The organism is Trichococcus patagoniensis (assembly GCF_003051085.1).
Classification (GTDB): Bacteria; Bacillota; Bacilli; order Lactobacillales; family Aerococcaceae; genus Trichococcus; species Trichococcus patagoniensis.
This window is the reverse complement of the sequence record NZ_QAOM01000011.1, coordinates 115,773-134,638: the sequence shown is the minus strand read 5'-3', so window position 1 is coordinate 134,638 and position 18,866 is coordinate 115,773. Positions and strand designations below refer to the sequence as shown.

The 18,866-nt window shown below is 47.9% G+C and carries 20 protein-coding genes; 10 read left to right on the top strand and 10 right to left on the bottom strand.

The features are described from left to right. A partial coding sequence (locus C8U37_RS09150) for an ATP-binding protein (RefSeq protein ID WP_342749374.1) occupies nucleotides 1-849 on the top strand: 849 nt, incomplete at its 5' end. Between the two features lie 276 nt (nucleotides 850-1,125). Here C8U37_RS09150 and C8U37_RS09145 read toward each other — a convergent pair. Further along, the gene (locus tag C8U37_RS09145; RefSeq protein WP_108032935.1) at nucleotides 1,126-2,007 is read right to left on the bottom strand and encodes a fumarylacetoacetate hydrolase family protein; all 882 of its coding nucleotides are present in this window, start codon (nucleotides 2,005-2,007) and stop codon (nucleotides 1,126-1,128) included. A 132-nt stretch (nucleotides 2,008-2,139) separates the two neighbouring features. Between C8U37_RS09145 and C8U37_RS09140 the strand changes: the two genes are divergently transcribed. Then, nucleotides 2,140-2,670 carry an IS1634 family transposase gene (locus tag C8U37_RS09140; RefSeq protein ID WP_108032934.1) on the top strand — a complete coding sequence of 177 codons (531 nt, stop codon included), beginning with the start codon at nucleotides 2,140-2,142 and terminating at the stop codon, nucleotides 2,668-2,670. 233 nt (nucleotides 2,671-2,903) lie between these two features. Here the strand turns inward: C8U37_RS09140 and C8U37_RS09135 are convergent, their stop codons facing one another. The 4 genes from C8U37_RS09135 to C8U37_RS09120 all read right to left on the bottom strand — a co-directional run bounded on the left by C8U37_RS09135 (nucleotide 2,904) and on the right by C8U37_RS09120 (nucleotide 5,713). Further along, the gene (locus tag C8U37_RS09135; protein WP_108032933.1) at nucleotides 2,904-3,968 is read right to left on the bottom strand and encodes a PTS fructose transporter subunit IIC; all 1,065 of its coding nucleotides are present in this window, start codon (nucleotides 3,966-3,968) and stop codon (nucleotides 2,904-2,906) included. 26 nt (nucleotides 3,969-3,994) lie between these two features. Continuing rightward, entirely contained in the window at nucleotides 3,995-4,306 is a 312-nt protein-coding gene (locus tag C8U37_RS09130) for a PTS fructose transporter subunit IIB (protein ID WP_108032932.1), read from the bottom strand. A gap of 24 nt (nucleotides 4,307-4,330) precedes the next feature. Further along, nucleotides 4,331-4,810: a PTS sugar transporter subunit IIA gene (locus tag C8U37_RS09125; protein WP_108032931.1), complete on the bottom strand. Its 480-nt coding sequence runs from the start codon at nucleotides 4,808-4,810 to the stop codon at nucleotides 4,331-4,333. A 162-nt stretch (nucleotides 4,811-4,972) separates the two neighbouring features. Next, nucleotides 4,973-5,713 (bottom strand): fumarylacetoacetate hydrolase family protein, encoded by a 741-nt coding sequence (locus tag C8U37_RS09120; RefSeq protein WP_108032930.1) that lies wholly within the window; start codon nucleotides 5,711-5,713, stop codon nucleotides 4,973-4,975. Between the two features lie 291 nt (nucleotides 5,714-6,004). Here C8U37_RS09120 and C8U37_RS09115 point away from each other — a divergent pair, with 291 nt between their 5' ends. Together C8U37_RS09115 and C8U37_RS09110 are read left to right on the top strand one after the other, a co-directional pair. Further along, nucleotides 6,005-6,274, top strand: a complete 270-nt coding sequence (locus C8U37_RS09115) for an ACT domain-containing protein (RefSeq protein WP_108032929.1) — start codon at nucleotides 6,005-6,007, stop codon at nucleotides 6,272-6,274. Nucleotides 6,275-6,286: 12 nt separating this feature from the next. Next, entirely contained in the window at nucleotides 6,287-7,645 is a 1,359-nt protein-coding gene (locus C8U37_RS09110) for a PFL family protein (protein WP_108032928.1), read from the top strand. A 146-nt stretch (nucleotides 7,646-7,791) separates the two neighbouring features. Here the strand turns inward: C8U37_RS09110 and C8U37_RS09105 are convergent, their stop codons facing one another. Then, a complete protein-coding gene (locus C8U37_RS09105; protein WP_108032927.1) occupies nucleotides 7,792-8,373 on the bottom strand; it encodes a TetR/AcrR family transcriptional regulator in 582 nt (193 codons plus the stop codon). A 118-nt stretch (nucleotides 8,374-8,491) separates the two neighbouring features. On the opposite strand from C8U37_RS09105, the gene C8U37_RS09100 reads away from it, so the two are divergent. Beyond that, nucleotides 8,492-9,748, top strand: coding sequence for an MFS transporter (locus C8U37_RS09100; RefSeq protein ID WP_108032926.1), 1,257 nt, complete (start codon nucleotides 8,492-8,494; stop codon nucleotides 9,746-9,748). Between the two features lie 69 nt (nucleotides 9,749-9,817). Here the strand turns inward: C8U37_RS09100 and C8U37_RS09095 are convergent, their stop codons facing one another. Next, nucleotides 9,818-11,158, bottom strand: a complete 1,341-nt coding sequence (locus tag C8U37_RS09095; protein WP_108032925.1) for an APC family permease — start codon at nucleotides 11,156-11,158, stop codon at nucleotides 9,818-9,820. Nucleotides 11,159-11,299: 141 nt separating this feature from the next. Beyond that, nucleotides 11,300-12,172 (bottom strand): cation diffusion facilitator family transporter, encoded by an 873-nt coding sequence (locus C8U37_RS09090; protein WP_108032924.1) that lies wholly within the window; start codon nucleotides 12,170-12,172, stop codon nucleotides 11,300-11,302. Between the two features lie 259 nt (nucleotides 12,173-12,431). Between C8U37_RS09090 and C8U37_RS09085 the strand changes: the two genes are divergently transcribed. The 5 genes from C8U37_RS09085 (at nucleotide 12,432) to C8U37_RS09065 (ending at nucleotide 18,116) form a co-directional block, all read left to right on the top strand. Further along, nucleotides 12,432-13,886 carry an amidase gene (locus C8U37_RS09085; RefSeq protein WP_108032923.1) on the top strand — a complete coding sequence of 485 codons (1,455 nt, stop codon included), beginning with the start codon at nucleotides 12,432-12,434 and terminating at the stop codon, nucleotides 13,884-13,886. Nucleotides 13,887-14,271: 385 nt separating this feature from the next. Next, nucleotides 14,272-14,661, top strand: coding sequence for a MerR family transcriptional regulator (locus C8U37_RS09080; RefSeq protein WP_086628750.1), 390 nt, complete (start codon nucleotides 14,272-14,274; stop codon nucleotides 14,659-14,661). A 42-nt stretch (nucleotides 14,662-14,703) separates the two neighbouring features. After that, the gene (glnA, locus tag C8U37_RS09075; RefSeq protein ID WP_108032922.1) at nucleotides 14,704-16,038 is read left to right on the top strand and encodes a type I glutamate--ammonia ligase; all 1,335 of its coding nucleotides are present in this window, start codon (nucleotides 14,704-14,706) and stop codon (nucleotides 16,036-16,038) included. A 373-nt stretch (nucleotides 16,039-16,411) separates the two neighbouring features. Further along, entirely contained in the window at nucleotides 16,412-17,302 is an 891-nt protein-coding gene (locus tag C8U37_RS09070) for an ABC transporter ATP-binding protein (RefSeq protein WP_108032921.1), read from the top strand. Then, nucleotides 17,295-18,116: an ABC transporter permease subunit gene (locus tag C8U37_RS09065; RefSeq protein WP_108032920.1), complete on the top strand. Its 822-nt coding sequence runs from the start codon at nucleotides 17,295-17,297 to the stop codon at nucleotides 18,114-18,116. The genes C8U37_RS09070 and C8U37_RS09065 overlap by 8 nt, the downstream gene beginning before the upstream one ends. Before the next feature lie 95 nt (nucleotides 18,117-18,211). On the opposite strand, the gene C8U37_RS14465 is transcribed toward C8U37_RS09065, so the two are convergent. After that, the gene (locus C8U37_RS14465) at nucleotides 18,212-18,385 is read right to left on the bottom strand and encodes a hypothetical protein (RefSeq protein ID WP_170100240.1); all 174 of its coding nucleotides are present in this window, start codon (nucleotides 18,383-18,385) and stop codon (nucleotides 18,212-18,214) included. Continuing rightward, nucleotides 18,378-18,857, bottom strand: a complete 480-nt coding sequence (locus C8U37_RS09060; RefSeq protein ID WP_108032919.1) for a GNAT family N-acetyltransferase — start codon at nucleotides 18,855-18,857, stop codon at nucleotides 18,378-18,380. The genes C8U37_RS14465 and C8U37_RS09060 overlap by 8 nt, the downstream gene beginning before the upstream one ends. Nucleotides 18,858-18,866 lie beyond the last annotated feature (9 nt).

Sequence of the window (18,866 nt, the reverse complement as noted above, 5' to 3'; positions counted from 1 at the left end):
TCGATCGCTGTTTACCCGCCGCAAAACCTTTCGCCTGAATTGATCCAGACGATCGAAGACTACACGATCCGCGTGGCGCAAGGGTTGAACACCATAGGTTTGGTGAACATCCAGTTCGTCATCAGCGAAGGCGTCGTCTACATCATCGAAGTGAATCCGCGTGCGAGCCGGACGATTCCGTTCCTGAGCAAAGTGACCGGCATCCCGATGGCGAACTTGGCGATGCAAGGCATCCTTGGCATCAAACTGAAAGATCAAGGCTATCGAACCGGTCTGGTTCCGTCGAAATCCGGCGTATACGTGAAGATGCCGGTCTTCAGTTTCAACAAACTGAAGAAAGTCGACACCGTTCTGGGTCCGGAAATGAAGTCCACAGGGGAGATCATCGGCAAGGATGTCGTCCTTTCCAAAGCCTTGTACAAAGCATTCCGCGCCGCCAATATCGAGATTCCCGAGTACGGCACGGCTCTGTTGACGATTGCGGACAAGGACAAGCAGGAGATGTTACCGCTGGCCAAACGCTTGGTTGCAGTCGGCTACCGGTTGCTTGCGACAACGGGTACCGGACAAGCTTTGTTGGAGGCCCAAGTGCCGGTCACAATCCTCCAAAATGGCGAAGCCAAACGGGAAAATATCCTGAGAAGCATCCATGACGGAGAGATCCAGTTCGTCATCAACACGATGACCGAAGGCAAGACCGATGAGACGGATGGCTACTTCATCCGTCGAGAAGCCGCGGACAATAACCTGCCTTGCCTGACATCCCTCGATACGACCGAAGCTCTGCTGCAGGCTATGGAGATGATGCATTTCCAACTGCAGGCAGTCGGGACCGAACCGATGTTTTAAATAGATCCATTTCAGGAAAATAAAGGGCTAACTCACTTAGAGGAGGGCCCTTTGTTGTCGTTATCCGGTAACTTTTTGTGCGCGCACACGCTGATGCCGAAAGTCGCACTCTTCTTCTCCGGCGAACGGAGGCTTCGCCGGAGTTCAGGATGCATTCCGTTTACGTCCTCCGATGAAGGTGGCTTCACCGGAGCTGGGGATGGATTACCCGCACTCTCCGATCAGCGGGCGCAAAGAAGAGGCCATCTCATTAGGAGACAGCCTCTTGGGTGTTTTCTATCGGAAAGTATTCACCAGTGTCCCGATGCCTGCGATCGTGGATTCGATGACATCGCCTGGCTTCAGCCAAACTTGTTCGTCTTCCGGGTAACCGAGGATGACCCCATCCGGCGTACCGGTGAAGATGATGTCGCCGGGCTCCAGCGCAAAGTGTTGGGAGATGTAGGAAACGATTGTCGGGATGCCGAAAATCAAGTGTTTGGTGTTGCTGTTCTGGCGGACTTCGCCATTCAGCTTCAAGGAAATATCCAGATTTGTCGGATCGAGCTCGTCGGCAGTCACGTAGACGGGGCCGAGCGGCGCAAATTTATCCGGTGATTTGCCCAACAGCCACTGCGGAGAGCCTTTTTGCCAGTCGCGCGCGGTCACATCGTTGCCGATTGTGTAGCCCGCGACATGGTCAAGCGCTTTTTCCGGGGATACGCAATAAGCTTTTTTGCCGATGACCGCCACCAGTTCGACTTCGTAATCGACTTTGTCGGTGCCGGCCGGGATCGGGATGGCTTCCTTATGGGCAGCCAAAGCGCTCGTGAATTTGCTGAAGACAAGCGGTTTTTTCGGTTGCTCGCTTTTTGTTTCCGCGACGTGGGCGGCGTAATTTTTGCCGATGCAGAGGATTTTTCCGGGACAGGAGAGAACGGGCAGGAACGTGATTTCGTCGTCCAAAGATACATAGTAGGATGGATCTATCAGTGTGTCCGCTTGGGCCAGTATGGCATCCAGTTGGGCAGCCTGTTCCGGATCTTTCAATACGTCGTCTATATAGGAAGGAAAAGGCAGAGATAAAGCTGCAGCCGCTTTGGCTACATTCAGGAAACCGCGCTCCGTCTTGATGCCGATGCGGCTTTGGCCAGCTTCTGAGAAATGAATCAATTGCATTGGAAACCCCCCTTGAGATTGGATTAAAATTTGCTTATATCCAGTGTAGCAATTATTCCCAAAAAGCGATAGATTGAATGCGAATTCTGAAACAATTTTCCTGTTTCGGAAAAAAACACAAAAAGATTCCGATTGACCATGAAAAAAGGCGGAAAACGATACTTGGATGTGGAGAGTGTCGACGAAGAAACCGGGGAAATCAAGAAGCTCACGCCCCATATCTCCATCGATGAGAAACAGATTGCGTTTGACGAGCAGTTTGACGGAATCAATGTCCTGATCACCAGCGAGACGGAAATGAGTGATGAAGAAATGATGGCTAGCTACGGTTCGTTGAGCCGCATTGAAGATTGTTTCAAGGTCATGAAAACTAACTTTGACGCGCGTCCAATCTATGTCTGGACCCAATCACATATCGAGGCGCACTTTCTGAGCTGCTTCATCTCCTTAACAATCATGCGGCTATTGGAACACAAACTGGATAGGCAACTTAGCCCTGAAAGAATCCAGGGTGCCCTTCTCAGCGCGCAATGCCGTCCGTTGGACAAAGGTTATTGGGAAGTCTTCGGTAACGATGATTTCTTGACAATTAATGAACTCCTTGGAAAAAAATGGCTTCATCAATTTGTGCCACTAGAGGTCCTTCGGAAATACGGGAAGTAGCGTGTGTGTACAACAATTTCAAAATGCGAAAAAGCAGCTAAAAACCGTAATATAACGGTGTTTACAGCTGCTTTTTCTTTTGTAAACTGTCAAAGTCGGGATTATATAATTCTGTTTTAATCTGTGCTTTCTTTGGGAGTCCTTTACAACCTGTCGAAATGTGAAAGCAGATTTTAATTTATAAAAAATAGGATAGTTTTATAGTCCATTCTTGTTTACTTATTTACAAAGAATCAGGTAATATCAATATCAAATTCTTCATACGTCTCTTCTGGAATGGCGTGGATATCCACCGGTTTCTTCAAGAGGACTTGCAGGGTCACGGAAACCGCGACACCTACCAGGATTGCCAGCAGGAAAATGGGGAGGTTACTCGCCATCGGCATGCCGAACACACCAGATACGCCGGAGGTGGATACCCCGAATCCCATCATGATTGCTCCCCCAATGGCGGCTCCAATCATATTGGCCGGGATGATACGGAAGGGGTCCTGAATGGCGTATGGGATTGCCGTCTCGGTAATACCCACAAACCCGGATAGGATAGAGGCAGGCGCCATCTTCTGCTCGGCCAGCGTATATTTGGAGCGGGCGATGAGGGCAGCGATTCCGACCGATAGGGCCGGGACCATGATGCCCGGGAACACAGCTGCATTCGCGATAAATCCAATGCCGCTTGGCTCATTCCAGACCGCGAAGACGAAGGTGATAGCGATCTTCCCGATGGGGCCCCCCATGTCGAAGGCACACATCGCGCTCAGGAGAGCTCCCAGCAAGAAGGCATACTGCGGCATCTGGGACAGTTGGATGAGGCCTTTGATGATCCATTCATTTAATACTCCGACGCTCATTGCTACCGGATAGGCCATCAGGAAGTAGAGAGCTAGGCCAGCGATGACAGGGATGAAGAGGGTCTTCTTGATTGGCTCAATAAAATCGGGCCAACGGAATTTTTTGATGGCCAAGACCAAATAACCGGCCACCAACCCAGCAATCATCCCACCGAGGAAGCCGCTGCTGGCGGTCCCTTCCACCGGTGGCATCGAAGCAATGTATCCACCAATAAACCCAGGAGCCAGCCCTGGCTTATCCGCGATGGCATAGGAGACATAGGCAGCGAATATAGCCGGAATCAGGTTCATCATGGTCCAAGCGAATCCATTCAAAGCGAGAATAGTGGCATTATCTGCTTGGATATATTGCGAATACATTCCTGTCAGAGCAATCGTCATCCCTGAAAAAACAATGAACGGCAGCATGTAGGAAACTCCGGTCATTAAAGCGCGTCTGATTTTCATTATAATAACTCTCCTTCCATCCGAAACTATTCGTTTAGTTTCGCTTCAATTTTCTTCAGCAAGGCTTCAGGACTCTTTAGGACGGTAATGATGGGTACTTCTACCTTCTTCATATCCTTGAAGCGGTCGCGTTTCGAAATTTCAATATCGATAGCGAGGATCAAGATATCGGCATCAGAAATGTCTCTGGGTGTCAGCTCGTCCTCGATTCCTCCTGCCCCTTGTGTTTCGACTTTGATCTCATGTCCGAGCTTCTTGGCGGCATCCTCCAGCTTTTTCTTGGCCATGAAAGTATGGGCAACTCCCGCGGCACATGCAGTTACGGCAATGATTTTCATTTAGATTCTCCTTTCTTAATAAAGTTAGTGAATGGACCGCTGCATCATTTCTTCAATCACCTGCATCATTTCCTCGGCATCGCGCGTCTCATGGATTTTCTGTTGGTACACTTCATCGGCGAGATGATAGGCTAATTTGGAGAGCAACTTAAGGTGAACATTTGTGGTATCGGCAGCGGGGATCATAAGGAAGAAGCATTCGTTAACCGGTTGGTCATCCAGTGCTTCCCACTCCACCGGCTGTTCCAGACGCATGAAGATTACATGGGGTATGTCGAGGCCGGCCACTTTCCCGTGGGGGATGGCCATCCGGTCCCCAAAGCCGGTCGTGCTCAAGCGCTCGCGTTCCTCCAGAGCCAACACGATGGTTGGGGCGGAGATATGCAACAGGCCACTTAGAGCAACAGCCGCTTCCTGGAAAAAAGCTGATTTGCTAGTTGCTTGATTATCAAAGCGGATGATGACCTCGCTTTTGACATGGCTAAATTCCGATTCAATACGCATAGTTATCCTCCTAGTGATTTGTTAGTTTAATCATACTTAATGATTGACGCATTGGCAAATATAAGCGCATACATAAAATAGCCACACTCCTGAATAGCTTCCTCTATCGTGAACCGAAAGAAGTTAAAGGACAGAGATAGGATGTTTTTTTGAAATGATAGTTTATTTAAACGTGTTGACCAATGTACCCAAGCCTTCGATCGTCACTTCCGTCGAATCGCCGGCTTTCAACCAAACCTTTTCTTCTTTTGGATAGCCCAGGATGACGCCATCCGGTGTGCCGGTGAAGATGATATCACCGGCCGTTGTGAAGATGGGACCGATCGGCGCAAATTTGTCCGCGGTTTTCCCCAGTAGCCATTGGCTGGAAAGGTGTTGCCAATCGCGTGCGGAGACGTCATTTCCGATCGTATAGCCTGCCACATAATTCAGGGCATCTTCGGGTTTCACGTGAGAAATGGTGCCACCGATTACGACAACAAGCTCCGCTTCGTAATCGACATGTGATGCATTGGCTGGGATTGGGATAGGTTCATTGTGCGCGGCCAACGCATTCCTGAATTTGCTGAAAACAAACGGTTCTTTGGGTATTTCCGAATTTATTTCGGCTACATGGGCTCTGTAATTCTTGCCGATACAAATAATTTTTCCGGGATAGGACAATATGGGCAGGAAGGTAAGTGTATCTTCAGAAACGTAAAGTGCTGCGTCCGTCAGTTCATCGGACTTTGCCAGTATTGCAGCCAGTTGCGCTGCCTTTACTTTGTCCTTCAAAACATCATCGATGGTGGCAGGGAAAGGCAGGGATAAGGTTTTTGCTGCCTTTTCCAAGTGCAGCATACCACGTTGTGTTTTAACGCCGATACGGCTATTTCCATCTTCTAAAAAATGAATCAGTTGCATATGAGAACCCCCTTAATGTTTGATTGAAAAATTGCATACATCCAGTGTTCAATTATTTTCAAAAAACGATAGATTTATAGCATTAACGGCATTAATTTTCGTTTTTATTAGAAAAAACAACTGATTTATCAAAATATAACGGTTACGCTTTCCGTTTTTCCACAAAAAATAGTAGTCATTCTTTTATAATATGATAGAATAGGAAACATAAATTTCTAATATGATTTTCATATTCAAAAAAGATGGTATAATTGACACGAAAAAAGACTAGAGAATTAGGGGCGAAAAAAGATGAGAGCAATCATGACCGTAACAGGTAAAGACCATACCGGAATCGTAGCGAGCGTATCAGTGGAATTGGCGCGTCTGGGCGTAAATATCTTGGATATCTCACAGACCATCATGGATGAATACTTCACCATGATTTTGATGGTCGAATTGAATGAAGCAAATAATTCAGTCAAAGAAGTAAAAACAGCGATGAAAAAAGTTGAAGAAGAACAAGGCTTGGTCATCCGTTTACAGGCAGAAGACACATTCCATGCAATGCATCGGATCTAGGGGGACATTTGAATGTTAAGAACTGACAATATCTTAGACACCATCCGAATGTTCGAAGAGGACAATCTGGATATCCGCACCATCACCATGGGGATTTCTTTATTGGACTGTATCGACAGCGATGGCGAAAAAGCTCGTGAAAGAATATACAAAAAAATCACCACAAAAGCGAAGAACCTGGTCAGCGTAGCGCAGGAAATCGAAGATACGTACGGCGTTCCGATCACGAACAAACGGATTTCAGTGACGCCGATCGCCTTGATCGCCGGCGCAAGCGATGACACGGATTATGTCGCGTACGCAAAAACCTTGGATGCTGCGGCGAAGGAAGTCGGTGTCGACTTCATCGGCGGATTCTCTGCATTGGTTGAAAAAGGCTACAACAAAGGCGACAAAATCCTGATCGATTCGATTCCGGAAGCTTTGGCAGTGACGGATAAGGTCTGCAGCAGCGTGAACATCGGCTCCACTAAAGCCGGCATCAACATGGACGCTGTGAAATTGATGGGCGAAATTGTCCTTGCCACAGCCGAAAAAACGGCCGACAGAAACGGCTTCGGCTGCGCAAAATTGGTTGTTTTCGCAAACTCAGTAGGCGACAATCCATTCATGGCGGGAGCTTATCATGGCGTTGAGGAAGCGGATTGCGAAATCCACGTCGGCATTTCCGGACCGGGTGTTGTGAAGCGCGCATTGGAAAAAGTCAAAGGCGAACCAATGGATATCGTTGCCGACACAATCAAAAAAGCGGCTTTCCAGATCACCCGTATGGGGCAACTGGTCGGAAACATCGCATCGCAAAAATTGGACGTGCCATTCGGCATCGTCGATTTGGCTTTGGCTCCGACACCTGCAGTCGGCGACTCGGTCGGTGAAATCCTTGAAGAATTTGGCTTGGGTGTAGTCGGTACGCACGGAACAGTCGCTGCTCTAGCTGTATTGAATGATGCAGTCAAAAAGGGTGGGGTAATGGCATGCAGCCATGTCGGCGGACTTTCGGGATCGTTCATTCCCGTATCGGAAGACCACCGCATGATTGATGCTGCGGCAGCAAACCAAATCAGTTTGGACATGTTGCTGGCGATGACTGCCATCTGTTCTGTTGGTTTGGATATGATCGCCATCCCTGGCAATACGCCGGCGACGACGATTGCAGCGATGATCGCGGATGAAGCGGCTATCGGGGTCCAAAACAACAAAACGACAGCTGTCCGCGTGATTCCGGCAATCGGCTGTGAAGTAGGCGACTTCGTTGAATTTGGGGGATTACTGGGACGCGCTCCTGTAATGCCGGTCCACAAAGAAAGCTCTGCTGACTTCATCAACCGCGGCGGACGCAGCCCGGCACCAATCCATTCATTCAAAAACTAATTATAATGCGAAGAGAGGCAGGGACAAAAGTCCAAGCCTCTCTTTTATTTCCTGACATTTAATCATAAAAATGTTCCAAAGAGCAGACCCAAATCACTTTTTGTCTCACTCTCTCTTTGTTCTCGAAATGATTACCAACAGAATCTTTAGTCGGTCAATAAAAGTCCGCGGGTCAATCCTGTCATTGCCAACCGGAACGCTTTTTGGTAGTTCTTCCGCTCTTCGAGAACCTGAAGGAGTGGCAAATAGGTCAGGTAGATGCAGTTTGCCACTTGCGTGAGTTCCTCATCTGATCGGCTGCTGCATTCCGGAATGCGTTCCATCAATTTTTTGAACATAAAAATGAAGCTATCCTTGATTACGGAGAGATTTGGGTAGTCTTCCGGACTCACTTGATAGAGTACCATGGCGTGATAATCCTCTTGTTCCCACAGTTCTAGGCAATAGTCCCATATGTGATCGAGAGTGAGCGCTTGTTCCTGATCAAAGCGGTTAAGGTAGGCCCGTGCATGGTTGCAGAGGGGTGTGAACAATTCGTTAATGAGCGCTTCTTTATTTTCAAAATGATTGTATATCGTTTTTCGAGCAACATCCGCCTGCGATGAGATTTCCTCCAGACTGACGCTAAGCGATCCTTTTGCACTGATGAGTTCAGCCGCAACAGTGAGGATATCATGGTGGGTCTTATCGCGTTTTTTCATTGTCCGTGATTTTGTAGGATTTTCCATCACAATCACCTTTCGTTATACTTGCTTTTATTTCTATTTAGTTTACAATAAAAAATAACAAAAATAAAGTACACACCACTGTGTACTGATACACGCATTCGTGTCAGGAGCTGATTTTATGAAAAATGATAAAGCGAACCCCATTCTGCCCATATTTTTTACTGTTTTTATTGATCTTTTAGGCCTGGGCATCATCATCCCGATTTTGCCGGCGCTCATTCTCAACCCTATGGCGGGCTTGCTGCCGATGGATTATGACTTCTCGCTGCGCACCATCATCTACGGCTTCCTGATTGCTTCTTATCCGCTCATGCAGTTTTTTGGAGCACCCATGCTGGGTGCTTTCGCTGACCGTATGGGGCGCAGAAAGATTCTCCTCGCTTCCTTGTTAGGGACGTTAGGGGGCTATCTGTTGATTGCAATCGGGATTCTGACGCAAAACATCTGGCTGCTGTTCATCGGCCGCGCAATCGATGGCTTCACGGGCGGGAATATTTCGATTGCTCAGTCTGCCATTGCAGACATCAGCGATGATTCCAACAGAGCCAAAAATTTTGGCCTGATCGGTATGGCATTTGGCTTGGGCTTTGTCATCGGACCCTACCTAGGCGGGAAATTATCTGACCCATCCATTTTAAGTTGGTTCGACTTTGCAACACCGTTTTGGTTTGCCGCATTGCTGACCGTACTCAATATCCTGATGGTCCTTAAACGGTTCCCAGAGACACTGAAAAATAAAAAGACCGGGCGCATTGATCCGCTGGCAGGAGTCAAGAATATCCGCAAAGCTTTTGAAATCAAAAAAATGCGAACCATATTCGCAGTCATATTTTTGTTGAGTGTTGGCTTCAATTTCTTCACTCAGTTTTTCCAAGTCTTTCTGGTAGGAAAATTCCAGTTCAATCAATCTCAAATCGGCGATTTATTCGCTTATATGGGCATTTGGATTGCAGTGGCACAGGGTGCTTTTTTACGGCCGTTGTCAAAAAGATTTTCACCGATAAAAATCCTGTCGGTTTCAAGTATCCTGCTGGCGGCGACCTTCCCCTTCCTGCTGCTCCCTGATCAAGCCGGCTGGATTTACGCAATAATTCCCTTCATTGCGGTTTTCCAGGGATTGACGCAACCGAACAGCACGGCGATTGTATCCAGTATGTCTGACCGTTCATCGCAAGGCGAAATTCTCGGCATCAATCAGTCCATCGTCAGTCTGGCGCAGGCGCTGCCTCCCATTTTGGCGGCCTTTTTAACCACCATCAATATCAATCTTCCGACCTTGTTTGCAGCCGGCTCGACGTTTGCTGCATGGATCGTTTTTGTTTTCGTATTTAAACGTTCGACGGTTGTTTCGGAGACGGCACAGCAGAGCGAATAGAGATTTGCATAGATAGGAAAAATACCCCGGTTTATCAGAAGGAAATTCTGATAAACCGGGGTATTTTCATTAAGCTGTTACTTTTTTCTCGTAATATTTATAGCCGATGAAGCAAACCACGAAGCAGAACAGGATGAAAATCGGTACATAAGTCGGATTGGACACGATGCCGCCGATCAGAATGATGGCAGAGCCCATGATCGCGAATACCGGGGTGATCGAACCGAAGAAAGAACTGGTGATGACACCTTCTTTTTTCATGTTGATGACTTTCAGGTAAAGGATGACATAAGTCATATAACTGAAGACAATCGCGATTTCGCTGACATCTCCGCCACCCAGAATCCCAGATTTTTGGCTTAAATAGTGCAATAACATCCACAAAAGGGATACCACAAAGGCAATTTGTGCGGCTGCCGGGGACAGTTGGCTCTTTGGATCGATCCGTTTTACCTTAGAGCTGTTCGGCAGCATGTTTTTTTCTGCCAATGCTTGCGGCAAACGCAGGATACCCATGATTACACCATTCGTTACGCCCAAGATAGCGATTAATACAAAGGAAAGAATGATGCTGCCGCCGCGTTCGCCCAGCAAGGAAATGCCGATTGTTGTGGTGGCCTCATCGCCCACCGCCAAGATGTACTCTGGGCCGGCGATGGAGACCAAGCCGCTGAAATAGGTCAAATAGATGGCCAGCACTACCAATGGTCCGATGGTCAACGCTAAAGGCATTGTCCGTTTGGGGTTCTTTACTTCATGCGTGATGTTTGTCGCGATTGTCCAACCATCGTAGGAAAAGGCCATTGGCGCCAGTGCAGCCAACCAGCCCCAGCCGACATTTGTGACCGGAACAGCCAATTCAGGAGGAACGATCGGAGCCGGTTCTTTCCAGAAAATGCCGACAATAGCGACGGCAATCAGCGGAATCAGTTTCATGATGGTGGCGAGATTTTGGAAATAGCCGCCCAGTCTGAGCGAAAAATAATTCAATAAGAAGAAGAAGGCCATGTAGCCCGTCCCAATCAGTGTTTGTGTTTCCAATGTGTTCGGCAAGCCCAATAACATGCAGGTGTAAATGCCGGATACCCAGCTCACTACGACGATGATCGTCGGCAGGTAAACGAACAATTGGAACCAGCCGAATGCGCTCGCTGCTTTATCGGAGATGAACTCCTCGAAATAAGCGACGACGCCGCCGGTTTTTTCGGTCCGGTTAGCCAGCTGCGTCAATGTGATGCTTCCGAAAATGATGCTGAATGCGCCGATACAGAAAACCAAAATCCCTAGTGCTACGTTTCCTCCGGTCGCTCCCAAAATGTCATCGGCTTTGAAAAAGATCCCTGATCCGACGCAGATGCCGACGATCATGGATACTGCAGTGAATAAGCCGTAATGTTTCTCTTCTTTCATAAATCCTCCCAATAGATGTATTTTTTCCCAAAAAAAAAGACGGACAGATCTTGATGACAGCTGCGTCCGCCAAAATAATCTGTATAAATCCGTCTGCTATTATACCATCAAAATGACGTCAGGCCTATAAAACTTGTAACATCAATGCGTTAGGGGTTCTACGTGGACATCTGTTTCGAAAACATTGAATGCCGTGCGCAAGCGCTCCTCGACTTCTTCCGTGATTTCATGGCTGCGCAGCACTGTCAGCTCCGCATCCAGCAGAATGGTCACATCAACATAGACATTTGCTCCATAGCTGCGTGCGGCGATGGTCGTCACCTGTTGGACATCAGGAATTTCGAGGATGGCCTGTCGGTATTCCGCCAAATAATTCGTTTCGAAACCGTCGGACAGGGAGAAGGCACTCTCTCGGAAGATATCGATCGCAGTCTTGATGATGACGATGCCTACGATGACAGCCATGACGCCGTCCAACCAATACAGCCCGAAGATGGAGCCAAAAATGGCGATCGCAGCCGCAAAACTGGTCAGTGCATCGCTCAGGTTGTCTTTTGCGGAAGCGGCCAATCCAATGCTGTTGATGCGGTTTGCAAGGCGGTTGTTGAATATGTAGACCCCTATCATGATAAACCCTGCAATCAAGGCGGTAACGCCGGATATGACATCAGGTGTGGTGAACTCTCCGCCGGTCAGTTTCGAAAAACTTGAGAACAGCACCTGCAGGCCGACCAACAGCATGATGAAGGAAGTGGATAGGCTCGCTATCGTCTCAGCTTTCCAATGGCCATAAGGGTGATCCTCATCAGCCGGTCGGCGGGCGATCCGCAAGCCGATTATGACAGCGATCGTGGAGATGACATCGGTGAAATTGTTCAGCCCATCGGCACTTAGAGAGGCCGATCCGAAGGCATTCCCGATGAAGAGTTTTGCGAAAGAGAGAGTGACATAGGCAACCATGCTGAGCCGTGCACCCTGTTCCGCCAATTGTAAGTCCTTATATCTTTCGTTCATCGTGTCCTGCTCCATTTCCTATGAATTATCATCTAATTAATCCGTCTGTTTTTGTACACTTCCCAAAATTGGTACAATAGAAGGATTCTACTATATTTCAGTTTGGTTGTCATTAAAAACGATTGGAAAATACTGTCGGCAGCTTGGCGAATAGTCAAGGTATCAGGAATGGGAAGGCAAAGCAAGCGGCAAACCGTTGCCTTTTTTTGGCGAGCAACCTACAATGGAAGAAAATATGAAACAGAGAAGGAGGCTTTCTATGGATCGCCAGAAAGACGCCCTGTACTACACCGGACTTTTAAAAACGAAGAAGGTATCCCCCGAAGAATTGATTGTGGATGCCTTCAAAAAGATAGAGGGAAAAAATCCCCTCTGCAATGCCGTCGTGCATACACGGATGGAAAAAGCGCTGCATGAAGCCAGGACACGGGATTTCGGGAACACCTTATTCGGCGGCGTGCCGATACTGATTAAGGATCTGGGTCAGGACCTTGCTGGGGAGCCGTCGACATCAGGTTCGCGGTTGCTGAAGGATTATGTCGCTCCCCGCACCAGTCATTTTGTTGAAGCAATCGAGAAGGCCGGCTTCATCGTCATCGGCCAGACGAGTACACCCGAATTTGGGTTCAAGAACATCACGGATGCCGTCATCCATGGTCCGGCCAGAAATCCCTTCAATCGGGACCATTCTCCGGGAGGTTCCAGCGGCGGTGCGGCAGCGGCTGTCGCGGCGGATATGGTGGCCATCGCCACCGCCAGTGATGGGGGCGGCTCGATCCGGATACCGGCCTCTTTCACAGGCTTGGTGGGATTGAAACCAACAAGAGGAAGAACACCTGTAGGCCCGGGATCTTACCGCGGCTGGCAAGGCGCATCAATCAGCTTTGCCTTGACGAAGTCTGTAAGGGATACAGCGATGATGCTGGATGCTTTACAGACTGTCCAGGCGGCAGCGCCGTTCCAGACGCCCTTATTTCCTGGGAGCCATTTCCAGGAACATCAATCCGGAAAGTGGCGCAAGTTCAGGGTCGCCTATTCATTGGAATCGCCGGTGAAATCTGTAGTCAGCGCGGACGCAAAGCGGGCTGTACTCCAAACAGTGGCAGCGCTGAAAGAGTTGGGCTACGAGGTGGAAGAAAAAACGCCCGACATTGACGGCATCCGTTTGATGGAGGCCTACTATGCAATGAATGGAGCCGAAACGGAGGCCATGTTGAGAGGCTTTTCCGCGAAACTGGGGCGCCCATTAACGGCCGATGACATGGAATTGGTTTCTTGGTCCCTCTATCAGTACGGCCAGACAATCTCCGGAGGCGACTACTCCTTGGCGTTGGGCCTTTGGGACCAAGCTGCGGCCACGATGGATCAGTTCCACGAAAACTATGATCTGTTGTTGCAGCCGACTACGGCAGCGAGCGCTCCTTTGATCGATCATTCTTTCCAAAGCGAAGAATTGAAGGAGCGGATGCGCAGGTCGGATCTTCTGTCGGCAGCGGACAGGAAAGAGATAGTTTGGACCATGTTTGAAGAGAGTCTGGGCGTGACCCCGTTTACGCAGCAAGCGAATTTGACAGGGCTGCCTGCCATCAGCCTGCCGGTTTACCGAACGGCTACCGGATTGCCTTTGGGGGTGCAGTTCACGGCCCCGAAAGGGAAAGAAGAGTGGTTGTTGGACGTTGCGGCGGTATTGGAGATGGCCGGGCTTTTCACGTGAGCTGAGGCACCGCTAAGAACTGCAAGCCTCCATCTTCATTCGCTGCACGACTCACATTTTTTTTTAATATTTTTTTCATTAATGGCCTCTTTTTTTATTATCATGCGAGGAAATTGGCCTATCAAGGTGAGATGAAATGCCTTTCAAATGTTATTCTGACAAGGGTTTATAGACATGTTAGAAAATGTGACAAATGATGTTAAGGTAGCGTTGACTTGTATGAGAATTTGGAGTATTCTTGTTGTATTAAATCACTCAATTAATTGTTAGCAAATACGATTAATTGCTGAAAAGAATTACCTTTTTCTCAACAGGTGCTAACTCCTGAAGAAAAAGTATACATCTGTGGTTCACTCAACTCAGAAGCTTCGATGGAGGGGTTGGTATGAAAGAAAAAGAGCTACGACGTTCGATGGCTGTTTTTACCATCGGAACGGTCATGCAGCTGACGGATCTGACAGCAAGACAGATCCGCTATTACGAAGAGCAAGACCTCGTTCATCCTAAGCGGACAGACACCAATCGCCGGATGTTTTCATTAAACGACGTCGATCGTTTGCTGGAAGTCAAAGACTATTTGGCTGAAGGGTTGAACATCACTGCAATCAAACGGATGTACAGTACCGAAAGACTGAAGAAGCAGCAAGAAGAGGAGCTTGAGAACAAGCACAAAAATTTGACAGACGAAGATGTCCGTCGCATCCTCTACAAAGAAATACTCAACGCAAGTGGATTTAACCCTGGGGATTCAAGCAAACCTTGGGGAAGATTATAAAAAAAAAAACAAACAAAGCATAGTCAAGGAGAGGGAATACAAATGCCAAAATTTACTAGAGAACAAATCATCGCATCAGCAAAGAAGGATAACGTCCGTTACCTACGCTTAATGTTCACTGACATCTTAGGAACAATCAAAAACGTGGAAGTTCCTATCAGCCAGTTAGAAAAAGTATTAGACAACAAAATGATGTTCGACGGTTCTTCCATCGAAGGTTTCGTGCGTATCGAAGAGAGCGATATGTACTTGTACCCAGATTTTGATACATGGTTAGTATTCCCATGGGGCACTGAACAAGGCAAAGTAGCTCGTTTGATTTGTGATATCTACATGCCTGATGGCACACCATTTGCAGGAGATCCACGTAACAACTTGAAACGCGCACTTAAAGAAATGGAAGACTTGGGCTTCACTGAGTTCAACTTAGGACCTGAACCTGAATTTTTCCTATTCAAATTGGATGAAAAAGGTCAACCTACATTGAAATTGAACGATCAAGGCGGATACTTCGACTTGGCTCCTACTGACTTAGGCGAAAACTGCCGTCGTGATATCGTATTGGAATTGGAAGCTTTGGGCTTTGAAATTGAAGCAAGCCATCACGAAGTTGCACCAGGACAACACGAAATCGACTGGAAGTACGCAAACGCTGTTGAAGCTTGCGACAACATCCAAACGTTCAAATTGATTGTTAAGACTGTAGCCCGCAAACATGGCTTGCATGCAACATTCATGCCTAAACCAGTATTCGGCATCAATGGTTCCGGTATGCACTTCAACATGTCATTGTTCAACGAAAACGGCAATGCTTTCTACGACAAAGAAGATGAACGTCAATTAAGCGAAACAGCTTATCAATTCATCGCTGGTCTGATCAAACATGCGCGCGGATACACAGCTGTCTGCAATCCGATCGTTAACTCATACAAACGTTTGGTGCCTGGCTACGAAGCACCAGTGTACATCGCATGGAGCGGAAAAAACCGTTCACCGCTGATCCGTATCCCAGAATCACGCGGCATGTCCACTCGTGTTGAATTGCGTAGCGTTGACCCGGCTGCTAACCCATACTTGGCATTGGCTGCGTTATTGGCTGCAGGTCTGGATGGCGTGAAGAACAAATTGGAAGCTCCAGCTCCAATCAACCGCAACATCTACCAAATGTCAGCTGAAGACCGTTACGAAAACGGAATTTTGGATTTGCCTACATCGTTGCATGAAGCTCTTGGAGAGTTCTCTAAAGACCAATTGTTGGTTGACGCATTAGGCGACCACATCAGCAACAACTTCATCGAATCAAAAGAAATCGAAGTAATGTCTTACATCCAACAAGTAACAGAGTGGGAAAGAGAACAATACTTGAACATGTACTAAGAGTGTGAGAAAAATCGTTTAGCTCCCCGTACGTTGGAGCACCCCGCTTAGTGAACCTCTTTTGTTCACTAAGCGGGGTGTGAAACGTTAGCGGGAGCTGATTTTTCGAACACGTTTAGAGAGAGTGCGATGAATCCCGTTTAGGAATTGAGCACTTTTGAAAAAAGGGGGCTGTCTCATTGCGAGGCGGTCCCTTTTTGCGCGTGAGCATGGATAATTGGTCGATATTCATCTTTTTCCTCACCCCAGCACCCGAAAAGATGAACACTCGGTCTTTTGTTTCGTTCAAGAAGAAAAACGTGCTGATGCTGTAAACTTCAGCCGAGAAAACGTATAATGGATATATGTAAAGTTCTTCAGAGGAGGGGTCACGGTGGAAGCAATCGAAATGGAAGGTTTGACAAAAATTTACCGCAAGCGTGCAGCTTTGGACAACATCCACCTTACAGTGGAACAAGGTGAACGGTTCGGGTTCATCGGACCGAACGGAGCCGGGAAGTCCACAACCATCAAGCTGTTGCTTGATTTCATAAAGCCGAGTAAGGGAAGTGCCAGGATTTTCGGATTGGATGCCCAGAAAGATTCCGAGAGCCTGAAACGCATCATCGGGTACGTTCCGAGTGATGTGCATTATTACAGCAATCTGACTGTAGAAGAAATTCTGATGATGACGGGGAAATTCCATCATATCCGGAACATAAAGGAAATGATGGCGTATTATGTGGAACGTTTCGCATTGGAGCCAAAAAAGAAAATGAAGGACCTCTCTTTGGGGAATCGGAAAAAAGTCGCAATCGTGAACAGTCTGATCTTCAATCCGGAGCTTTTGATTTTGGATGAGCCTACGAACGGCCTGGATCCTTTGATGCAGCATCGTTTGTTTGAAGAGTTGAACCACCAAAACAAGGAAGGGGCGACCATCTTCATTTCTACGCATAACCTACCGGAGGTGGAAGCATTTTGTACGCGTACGGCCTTTATCCGTGAAGGTAAAATCATTTCCGTGGAAGATATGGCATCTGGTTATCAACCAGGCAAAGTGGTGACCCTGACTGGTTCAGCCATCGGAACGGAGGATTTCGAATCCAAAGGGTACCGTGTCCTTTCCAGGACAGACCGGGTCGTTTCGTTGTTGTACAAGGACAATGTGAAACAGATCCTGGCCGATATGGCGCCTCTGGATTTGGAGGATATCGAAATCCGCAATCAGAATCTGGAGGAAAAATTCATGACCCTATACGGTGGAGGTGAACCCCATGAATAGCATCCGATTGGAGTGGAAACAAGAACGAGGCGGGTTATTCGTATGGCTTTTCTTTATGGTCCTGATTATGGGGATGATGATGGCCATGTTTCCCGTCATGGCGAATCAAGGGATGGAGGATATCTTGACGACCAAGCTCGATGCGATGCCTCCGGAGATGCTGGAAGCCTTCTCGCTCACGAACGGAGCAAGCCTGCTGCAAGCTACCGGATTCTTTGCCTACATCTTTCAGTACCTCTTTTTGGCCGCCTGCATTTTTGCAACAATGAAAGGGGCCCAAGCGCTGATCAAGGAAGAGACGAACGGCACGATTGAGTATCTGTATGCCCAGCCGATCAGCAGAAAAGCCATTGTCACGAGCAAGTATATCGCCAATTTGGTGCTGCTGATGATCTTTTGGATCGTCCTGTACGGCGCAGCTTTGCTGTTCATCTATCTGTTCAAGGAGGATGGGGCCGATTTTGTTGAAATCGTAAAAGATATCACGCTGATTTTCGGCGCGGAGTCGTTGGTATTGTTGTTCTTTTATTCAATCGGCTTCTTGTTCTCGACATTTATTGCGAGCAGCCGCTCCACCAGTGGGGTCGCGTTGCTGTTGGTGTTCGGCACGTACATGATCGGGCTGGTCTCCAAGATGGTCGAAGACTATGAATTCCTGCGGATTTTTTCACCGGTCGAATACGCGCATCCTGCGGTCATACTGGAAGAGGGCATTTCTTGGGAATACATGGTCATCTGCATCATCGGAAGTTTGCTGGTATTGGGTTTGAGCTATCTGATCTACGGCCGAAAAGATCTGCGGATCCAAGTGTAGTGCAGGCGATTCACGGATGGACAGAAAAATGATGATAGGGGCTGCCTCGTTTTCGAGGTGGCCCCTATCATCATTTTTTGCGCTTTTCTCACACTCTATCCGAAGGTCATGAACATTACTGCGGCGACAATCAGTGCGTAGGATAATTTCTCCAGATTTTTCTTTGTGATCGGGTTCAGGCCCTTATCGTAGCGCGTCTGATACATGATCCAAACGTTGATTGCGATGCTGATGATGCCTAGTATGCTGGCTGTAAGGTATTTATTCAAAGTGTTCCTCCTGTTGGTTTATGTTTTCCGTTTGGTTATTATGCGTAGCGATGTTCATGTCTATGTGCGGGATATCATCTTCCAGATAGATGTCCGATACGGGCCGGAATCCGAAAGAGGCGTAAAAATCCTGCAGATAGGCTTGTGCCTGAGCCTGAACCGGAAGGCCAGGGAAATGCATCTTTGCATAATCCAACACGACCTGCATCAATTCTTGGCCGTAGCCATGCGTGCGGTGGCCTTGGGGGACAAGAACGCGTCCGATGCGTACATGATCCGACTCGGGTATCAGTCGGGCATAGGTCAGCAATTGATCCTCTTCCTGCTTATAGAAGTGGATGCTGATGAGGTCGGTGTCGTCCACCTCTTGATAGGGGCAATGTTGTTCCACAACGAAAACGGCGGTCCGTTCTTTATAGATTAGGTGCAACTCCCTCGCCGTCAGTTCTTCGAAAGGTTTTATGAACCACATATTTGTTCC

Excerpts from the sequence above, each read along its gene's own strand:
- C8U37_RS09065 (WP_108032920.1), top strand. The coding sequence starts at position 17,295 with ATGAATAGCATCCGATTGGAGTGGAAACAAGAACGAGGCGGGTTATTC.
- C8U37_RS09110 (WP_108032928.1), top strand. The coding sequence starts at position 6,287 with ATGTTAAGAACTGACAATATCTTAGACACCATCCGAATGTTCGAAGAG.
- C8U37_RS09135 (WP_108032933.1), bottom strand. The coding sequence starts at position 3,968 with ATGAAAATCAGACGCGCTTTAATGACCGGAGTTTCCTACATGCTGCCG.
- C8U37_RS09145 (WP_108032935.1), bottom strand. The coding sequence starts at position 2,007 with ATGCAATTGATTCATTTCTCAGAAGCTGGCCAAAGCCGCATCGGCATC.
- C8U37_RS09090 (WP_108032924.1), bottom strand. The coding sequence starts at position 12,172 with ATGAACGAAAGATATAAGGACTTACAATTGGCGGAACAGGGTGCACGG.
- C8U37_RS09105 (WP_108032927.1), bottom strand. The coding sequence starts at position 8,373 with ATGGAAAATCCTACAAAATCACGGACAATGAAAAAACGCGATAAGACC.
- C8U37_RS09100 (WP_108032926.1), top strand. The coding sequence starts at position 8,492 with ATGAAAAATGATAAAGCGAACCCCATTCTGCCCATATTTTTTACTGTT.
- C8U37_RS09125 (WP_108032931.1), bottom strand. The coding sequence starts at position 4,810 with ATGCGTATTGAATCGGAATTTAGCCATGTCAAAAGCGAGGTCATCATC.
- C8U37_RS09085 (WP_108032923.1), top strand. The coding sequence starts at position 12,432 with ATGGATCGCCAGAAAGACGCCCTGTACTACACCGGACTTTTAAAAACG.
- C8U37_RS09060 (WP_108032919.1), bottom strand. The coding sequence starts at position 18,857 with ATGTGGTTCATAAAACCTTTCGAAGAACTGACGGCGAGGGAGTTGCAC.
- C8U37_RS09115 (WP_108032929.1), top strand. The coding sequence starts at position 6,005 with ATGAGAGCAATCATGACCGTAACAGGTAAAGACCATACCGGAATCGTA.
- C8U37_RS09080 (WP_086628750.1), top strand. The coding sequence starts at position 14,272 with ATGAAAGAAAAAGAGCTACGACGTTCGATGGCTGTTTTTACCATCGGA.
- glnA (WP_108032922.1), top strand. The coding sequence starts at position 14,704 with ATGCCAAAATTTACTAGAGAACAAATCATCGCATCAGCAAAGAAGGAT.
- C8U37_RS09130 (WP_108032932.1), bottom strand. The coding sequence starts at position 4,306 with ATGAAAATCATTGCCGTAACTGCATGTGCCGCGGGAGTTGCCCATACT.
- C8U37_RS09095 (WP_108032925.1), bottom strand. The coding sequence starts at position 11,158 with ATGAAAGAAGAGAAACATTACGGCTTATTCACTGCAGTATCCATGATC.
- C8U37_RS09120 (WP_108032930.1), bottom strand. The coding sequence starts at position 5,713 with ATGCAACTGATTCATTTTTTAGAAGATGGAAATAGCCGTATCGGCGTT.